Annotated in this window: 3 protein-coding genes; 2 read left to right on the top strand and 1 reads right to left on the bottom strand. The window is 65.7% G+C overall.

The features are described 5' to 3' along the window. The first annotated feature begins 77 nt into the window (after positions 1 to 77). Positions 78 to 536 (top strand): nucleoside deaminase, encoded by a 459-nt coding sequence (locus EBBID32_RS05150; protein ID WP_006951998.1) that lies wholly within the window; start codon positions 78 to 80, stop codon positions 534 to 536. On the opposite strand, the gene EBBID32_RS05145 is transcribed toward EBBID32_RS05150, so the two are convergent. Next, entirely contained in the window at positions 507 to 2,396 is a 1,890-nt protein-coding gene (locus EBBID32_RS05145) for a hypothetical protein (RefSeq protein WP_037488935.1), read from the bottom strand. The two genes, EBBID32_RS05150 and EBBID32_RS05145, sit on opposite strands and share 30 nt — an antisense overlap. A 42-nt stretch (positions 2,397 to 2,438) precedes the next feature. Between EBBID32_RS05145 and EBBID32_RS05140 the strand changes: the two genes are divergently transcribed. Continuing rightward, on the top strand, positions 2,439 to 2,855 hold the full coding sequence (locus EBBID32_RS05140; RefSeq protein ID WP_006951996.1) for a GtrA family protein: 417 nt from the start codon (positions 2,439 to 2,441) through the stop codon (positions 2,853 to 2,855). Positions 2,856 to 2,942: the final 87 nt, after the last annotated feature.

Below are 2,942 nucleotides of genomic sequence, written 5' to 3'. Positions count from 1 at the left end.
ATCCAGGATACACTGTGGGAGGCCGGGTGGGGGAGCGGGCTGGTGCGGTTCTCCAACGCATAGTATGCGCGGATGTCATGTCCTCGCCCTTTCCCCTGCCCGACCCCATGCGCCGTGCGCTCGCCCTGGCCCGCGCGGCGGAGGCGGCAGGCGAAGTGCCGATCGGTGCCGTGGTGACCAGGGACGGCATCATCATCGGCGAGGGCGAGAATCGCAATCGTCGCGATCATGATCCCACCGCCCATGCCGAAATCGTCGCGATGCGCGCGGCGGCGACGCATCTGGGCGATTTTCGCCTGACAGGCTGCGACTTGTGGGTGACGCTGGAACCTTGCCCGATGTGCGCGGGAGCGATTTCCCATGCCCGGATCGCGCGACTCTATTATGGCGTGGGCGATCCCAAGGGTGGAGCGATCGAGCAGGGACCGCGCCTGTTCGCCCAGCCGCAATGCCTGCATCGGCCGGAGGTGTATGGCGGGCTGGCCGAAGCCGAAGCCTCAGCGCTGCTAAGGGATTTTTTTGCCGCCCGGCGCTGAATAGTCGATACGGTAGAGCTGGTACGGTAGCGTCATGCCGCTGTTGAGCGTCACCGGCACCAGCCAGCGCGGAATTGTCCCCCGCATCAGGTCCGCATAAAAGCCGCGCGGGCTGCGCGACTGGTAGATCGTGCCTTCGGGAAAATTGGGGCAGACCAACAAATAGGTCGCATGATGCCGCGCCGCGATCGGGCGGAAGGCGTCTGCGGGACCGTCATAGGCGTGGTGGATGTCCAGGATCGTCGCGCCATTGCGATGATAGGGACCGGCCAGTGCGCTGTGATGGGTGGTGGCAATGATGCGCGGACCCAGATCTACCATGGTGAAGATGGTCGCGGGGGGCAACTGATCCAGCACCGCCAGCGCGGGCTGCGTGCGGCAGCGGCCATTGGCTTTCTTGATCGCATCATTGCGGGCGATGGCGGACGGGCGCCATGGCCTGGGCTTGTTGCCGGTCAGTGCCGCCCAGCCACTCATGATCTGCGGATAGAGCGGATAGGCGCAGGCGATGGCCGCAAGCAACGCCACCCCTGCTCCCGCCGCGATTCGTACCCGGCGCGTGCCGGTAAAGATCGCCGCGATCAGCCGGTGCGCGGCCCAGGCGGCGGGCGGGATCGCCAGCAATTGCGCCGCCGGGCCAGCGCGCAGCTGCCAGAACAGCAAAGCGGTGGAAAAGAGCATCATGAGCCCGACCGTCGCCCAGGCCCAGAGCCGTTCGCTGTCGCGCCGGGCATCCCACAAGGCCCAGATCAGGCCGACCAGCCCCGCCAGCGGAATCGCCATCAGCGGCACGACCAGACTTTGCGCCTGCGCCGTGATCGGCTTGGCTTCGCGGATGTTCGCGAGCCATAGCCGTTCGAGTTCGGGCGAGATCTGATAGGGGCTGAGGCATTGCGGCCAGTTGAGCCAGAAGAAGGCCGCTACCGCCCCGCCGACAACGACACCTGCCCCAAGCCGCATCGCCCAGCCGCGCAAGGGGGCAAGCGAGAGCAGCACCATCCCCGCCGACGCCGCGCCGAACATAGCGACCCAGACGGGCGAGATCGCATCACACACCATAGCGCGATTGGCGGTGCTGGCGAACAGCAGGAAGCAGAGTGATGTCGCGCCGCCCAGGCTGAGCGCGTAGGGCAGCATCCGCCGCTCCGCCCCTTCGCGGAATACCCAGCGCAGCGCGATCAGCCCGCCGCCCGCCGCCAGATAGACGATCATCTCCATGCCGATCGCGATCGACAGCGCGCTGCTGACCCCGGCCATCACCCCGCCGCGCAGCCGGTTGGTGTCGATGACCCCGGCCAGCATCGTCACGGCCAGCGCCAGTTGCCAGCCATGATGGTCGATCCGCATCGGCGCATACATGCCCAGCCCCATTTGCGCGGCAAGCGGGGCGAGTGCCGCCAGCAGCCAGCCATGCGGCCCGGCCAGCCGTCGCCCGATAAAGCCCAGGCTGAGCATCAACAGCAGCAAGGGCAAGAGTGGCGCGATGCCGCAGGCGAGGCGATCGGCCAGCCCCTGATCGACAAAGGCGCGGAAGAAGAGGATCAGCCCGGCGATCGGAATGTCCACCAGCCGCGACCAGTGGATATTCGCGCCGCCCGGCGGATCGAGCCGATACTGGCGCAAATCATACCAACCCTGCCCGGCCAGCCAGTCCTTCACCTGCACATAGCGGATATTGTCGTCCGTATCGCTCAGCACCAGCCAATGGATGGCGGGCCAGCGGGTCACGACCATGGTGACCGCAATCGCGATCCAGATGAGGAAGGTCAGCCACTTCCAGTGCAGCGCGCTCCACGCCAGCAGGACAGGCCAATTATGGGTCACCCGCGCGCGCAGGGCATCGGCGCTTTTCAAGCTCATCCTTGCCCCCTAAACGAGCCGTGGCAAAGCGCAACGGGGACCATGGCCATCATCAACCGACTTTCACCGCAGCATCGCGCGCTTTTCTGGCAGATCGTCCGCTACGGCGTGACCGGCCTGTTCGTGACCGCGTGCCAGGCCAGCATCTACTGGAGCCTTGCGGCGCTGGCAGGGTTGCATCCGCAACTCGCCAATCTGATCGGCTATGGCGCAGCGGTCGTCATCGGCTATGTCAGCCATAGCGCCTTCACCTTCCGCGGTCATGGCACCCGCGACAAGGCGGCGGCGCGGGGTTTCCGCTTCGTTGTGGTCTCGCTGGTCAGCTATGCGCTCAACGCTTTGTGGGTGTGGCTGTGCGTGACCCATATGGGCTGGCCGGAATGGTCACCGATCCCGGCGATGATCTTCGTCACGCCTGCGGTGATGTTCGGACTGAACCGGCAATGGGTGTTTCGGTAATATTTCAATGTGTTGCTTGACGTCAAATCCTCCCCTTTAAGGGGAGGTGGCGCGCCAAAGGCGTGACGGAGGGGTGTCACCCTCTCG

Origin of the sequence: Sphingobium indicum BiD32, assembly GCF_000382885.1 — a bacterium.
Classification (GTDB): Bacteria; Pseudomonadota; Alphaproteobacteria; order Sphingomonadales; family Sphingomonadaceae; genus Sphingobium; species Sphingobium japonicum_C.
Note: the sequence above shows the minus strand (reverse complement) of the source record. Positions and strands in the feature narration are given on the sequence as shown.